Origin of the sequence: Spirabiliibacterium mucosae, assembly GCF_014884965.1 — a bacterium.
Classification (GTDB): Bacteria; Pseudomonadota; Gammaproteobacteria; order Enterobacterales; family Pasteurellaceae; genus Spirabiliibacterium; species Spirabiliibacterium mucosae.
Window position 1 is genome coordinate 1 of record NZ_JABTBO010000045.1, and the last position, 4,425, is coordinate 4,425.

At 50.4% G+C, this 4,425-nt stretch carries 2 protein-coding genes and 1 pseudogene; 1 reads left to right on the plus strand and 2 read right to left on the minus strand.

The window, feature by feature from the left end:
* Positions 1 to 234: 234 nt before the first annotated feature.
* Both HPC37_RS10580 and HPC37_RS10585 read right to left on the minus strand, forming a co-directional pair.
* Positions 235 to 1,554 (minus strand): HlyC/CorC family transporter, encoded by a 1,320-nt coding sequence (locus HPC37_RS10580; protein ID WP_427915972.1) that lies wholly within the window; start codon positions 1,552 to 1,554, stop codon positions 235 to 237.
* Positions 1,555 to 1,588: 34 nt separating this feature from the next.
* A pseudogene (locus HPC37_RS10585) lies at positions 1,589 to 2,391 on the minus strand (cytochrome C assembly family protein).
* Positions 2,392 to 2,580: 189 nt separating this feature from the next.
* On the opposite strand from HPC37_RS10585, the gene ffh reads away from it, so the two are divergent.
* Positions 2,581 to 3,957 (plus strand): signal recognition particle protein, encoded by a 1,377-nt coding sequence (ffh, locus tag HPC37_RS10590; RefSeq protein ID WP_208123076.1) that lies wholly within the window; start codon positions 2,581 to 2,583, stop codon positions 3,955 to 3,957.
* The last annotated feature ends 468 nt before the right edge of the window (positions 3,958 to 4,425 follow it).

A 4,425-nucleotide genomic window follows, 5' to 3' on the forward strand; every position in this document is an offset into this window, starting at 1 on the left:
GAGTAGCAATTTGGCGCTAAGCGAATATCTTATGGACAGGGGCAAAATGTCGTTTCTTTGCTTCCTTTCTTTGGACAAGCAAAGAAAGGAAGTCGCCAACGGCGAAACCGTAGCGCTATGACGGAGTCATGAAAGAGAACAAGGAAAAACAACGGTTATGCCGGAGTGATAAACGTATGCGCCGAGCGCTAGCTCAAAATGCTGAACAAAACCAAAAGTGCGGTTGACCGCACTTTATGCCTTCACCGCTTTTGGTGGAATAGACTGACGCACCACTTTAGCTTGCTTCACCATATTATCCCCTACCTCAACGATCGTCACCAATAGACCCTCGATCTGACACACCTCGCCCACCGGGGGAATCTCCTCCAAATGCTCCAAAATTAAGCCATTAAACGTCCGTGGGCCCTCAGTGGACAAGTCCCAGCCAAAGAGCTTGTTCAAATCCCGAATATTCGCCTGCCCTTCAATCAGCACCGAGCCGTCGGACTGCTCGGTCACCTCTTCTTCAATCGACGGCGTCATCGAGGTCGTGAACTCACCGACAATCTCCTCGAGGATATCCTCCATCGTCACCAGCCCTTTGATATCGCCGTATTCATCCACTACCAAACCGATGCGCTCTTTATTGTTTTTAAAATTGAGCAGCTGGGTGTTCAGCGGCGTGCCTTCAGGGATAAAATAGATCTCATCGGCGGCGCGGATCAAAATCTCTTTATTAAACTCGTTTTTATCCAGCATCAAGCGGTATGCCTCACGCACGCGCAACATACCGATTACGTTTTCGTCCATATTGCCTTTGTAGAGCACAATGCGGCTGTGGGCCGAGTGGTTGAGCTGGCGCATAATCGAGCGCCAATCGTCTTCCACATCAATCCCGCCGATGTCGTTACGCGGCACCATGATGTCGTCCACCGTCACCTGCTCGAGGTCAAGAATCGACAGCAGCATTTGTTGGTGAGCAGACGGGATAAACTTGCCCGACTCATGCACAATGCTGCGCAGCTCATCTTGGCTAATGGTTTGCACTTTTTGCCCCACTTTGATGCCAAACAAGCGAATCAAGCCGTTGGTGAAAGCGTTGATCAACAACACCAGCGGCAGCGAGATTTTCAGCAACAGTGAGAGAAAATGGCTGCTGGTGAAGCCAACCCGCTCTGGGTGCATGGCAGCGAGAGTTTTGGGCAAAATTTCAGAAAAAACCAGCATGAAAAAGGTCAACAGCCCCGTGGCAATCGCCACCCCCGCGTCGCCATAAAGGCGCATGCCCAAAATGGTGGCGATGGCGGAGGCGAGAATATTCACCAAGTTATTGAAAATCAACACAAGGCCCAGCAAGGTGTCGGTGCGTTTGAGGAGTTTTTCTGCTTTTTGCGCGCCGCGGTGGCCCTGCTCTGCCATAAAGCGCATGCGGTGGCGGTTGATTGAGAGTAATCCTGTTTCAGAGCCTGAGAAGTAGGCCGAACAAAAAGAAGAATGACTAGTGCGATAAACAGTGTACTCGTGGGGATACTGTCCAAAAATGTGTTCCTTTTGCTGGTGAATCAACTGCAAAGTGCGGTTTGAACCGACCGCACTTTACCCTACATTATAACGTTAAAAATGTCCTGCTGCCAAAATAGGCAATGGTGAGAAGGATCATACCTGAAATTGTGTAAATTAGCACTCTCTTTCCGCGCCAATGGAGTTTTTGGTGGCCAATCAACAACAAACCGAAGACAATCCACGCCAAAAACGAAAAGTCGCTTTTTGAATTTGCTCGGGCGCGAAGAAGTTACTCAACGAAATCGCGCCGCTTAGCAGCGCCAAGGTGAGCAGCATTTCGCCCACCGCCAATAGTTTGAAAAACTGCCGCTGCACGCTCATGATTGAGGGGATCATCGGTGAAAACACCACTTTTTTGCGCTTAAGTTTGTAATCCAGCCAACTGAGTTGAAAGGCAAACAGTGTGGCGATAAAACACACCGCATAAGACACCAGCGCCAGCGTGATGTGGGTCAAAAGTGCGGTATTGTCATTGAAATAGGCCACCACATGGCCTGGAATCAAGGCGCCGGCCAAAATGCTCAATATTGCGATGCTATACACCACGGGGAGCAAAAACCACAGCGTGTTGAGGTGCGAGAGCGCCATAGTGATCAGCAACACCACCAACAGCGCCATTAAATTGAGAATGTTGAGCAGCGTGAAGTTAAACGGCGGCTCGCCGCGGGCGAACAGTTGGTAGATAAACACGCCATGGAGCAACAACGCCAGCGCCGAAATCAGCATAAAACGCCCGCGATTGGGGCGCGAGCTGCTGCCTTGGCTTTGTGCGTGCAGCAATTGCGGCAGCAAAGACAGCGTGCAGACAAGGTAGGCTATCACAGCGAGTGTGGCGGAAAACATCATAGCGTTGCTCAATCCAGTTGAAGAGGTTGTGTTTATTTTACGGCAAATTTGAAAGACTTTCTGCAAAAAGTAGCAGTTTTACGCCAAAATTGCCAGCCTAACGCCATTCAAAGATGAAAAAATACGGAAATTCGGTATAATCACCCCATCTGAAGACTGAAAACCGCCAAGTGCGGTGCAAGGACGACTATGTTTGAAAATTTATCTGATCGCCTCTCGAAAACGCTGCGCAACATCACCGGCCGCGGGCGTTTAACGGAAGACAATATCAAAGAAACCCTGCGTGAAGTGCGCATGGCGCTGCTGGAAGCCGACGTGGCGCTGCCGGTGGTGCGGGAGTTTATCGCCAAGGTGAAAGAACGCGCCATTGGCGTTGAGGTCAACAAAAGCCTCACCCCAGGCCAAGAGTTTGTCAAAATTGTGCAAGCCGAGCTTGAGCAAGCGATGGGTGAGGTCAACGAAAGCCTCAACCTCGCCACCCAACCGCCAGCCGTGATTTTGATGGCCGGCTTGCAAGGGGCAGGTAAAACCACCAGCGTGGGGAAATTGGCGAAATTTTTGCGTGAGCGCCACAAGAAAAAGGTGCTCGTTGTCTCTGCCGACGTGTATCGCCCAGCGGCGATCAAGCAGTTGGAAACATTGGCGCAAAGTGTGGGCGTAGATTTTTACCCCTCGCAAACCAGCCAAAACCCCGTTGAGATCGCCCAAAGTGCACTGGCTGAAGCTAAGCTGAAATTCTATGATGTGTTGATTGTCGACACCGCCGGCCGCTTGCACGTTGACAGCGAAATGATGGATGAGATCAAAGCCGTGCATGGTGCGCTCAACCCCGTGGAAACGCTGTTCACCGTTGATGCCATGACGGGGCAAGACGCCGCCAACACCGCCAAAGCCTTTAACGAAGCGCTGCCGCTGACAGGGGTGATTCTCACCAAAGTGGACGGTGACGCGCGCGGTGGTGCGGCGTTGTCTATCCGCCAAATCACGGGCAAGCCGATTAAATTTTTAGGGGTGGGTGAAAAAACCGACGCCCTTGAGCCATTCCACCCTGACCGTGTGGCCTCGCGCATTTTGGGCATGGGCGATGTGTTGTCGTTGATTGAAGATATTCAGCGCAGCGTTGACCATGAAAAAGCCGAGAAGATGGCGCAGAAGTTTAAAAAAGGCGATGATTTCACGCTGGAGGACTTCCGCGAGCAGTTGATTCAGATGCGCAATATGGGCGGGATGATGAGTATGCTGGAGAAGTTGCCAGGTGCGAAGAATTTGCCAGACCATGTTAAGGGGCAGATGGACGATAAGATGTTCCATAAGATGGAGGCGATGATTAATTCGATGACGTTTAAGGAGCGGCAGAAGCCGGAGATTATCAAGGGCTCGCGTAAGCGTCGTATCGCGGCAGGTTCGGGCACGCAGGTGCAGGATTTGAATAAGATGCTTAAGCAGTTCACTGAGATGCAGCGGATGATGAAGAAGATGCGTAAAGGTGGGATGGCGAAGATGATGCGCGGTATGAAAGGTATGATGGGCGGTATGGGCGCGATGGGGAATATGTTCCGCCGCTAATGCCAACCGCACTTGGGTTAAACCGCACTTTTATTGTAAAGTGCGGTTTTTTTATGACCGCACTTTAGGTTTTTAATCACTCAGTATCACGTTTTTCTTTCCTTGATTTCTTTCATAACTCCGTTATCACTCCCATTTCCGCCTGCGGCGGGTGCTTTGTTCTCTTTTATGACTCCGTCATAGCTATCGTGTTTCGCCGTTGGCGACCCGATTTCTTTGCTCGCCCAAAGAAATCGGGGAAAGAAACGGCGTTGCCATTTTTAAGGAAATCTCGCTTGTTGGGAATTTCTACGTCGCATTTAATGCAGGCGCTTAAATGCTTCCTTGAAATTTACCCAACCGCTCCATTTCCGCGCGAAAAATGGCGGACCGAACTACGACATTCAGTGTTTTGTAGATCAAAAGTGCGGTTTCAAAGTCAGTTTAAAAGTGCGGTGACCGCACTTTGCATTTCAAAATTAAAAATTT

Coding starts and splice junctions, on each gene's coding strand:
- ffh (WP_208123076.1), top strand. CDS start 2,581: ATGTTTGAAAATTTATCTGATCGCCTCTCGAAAACGCTGCGCAACATC.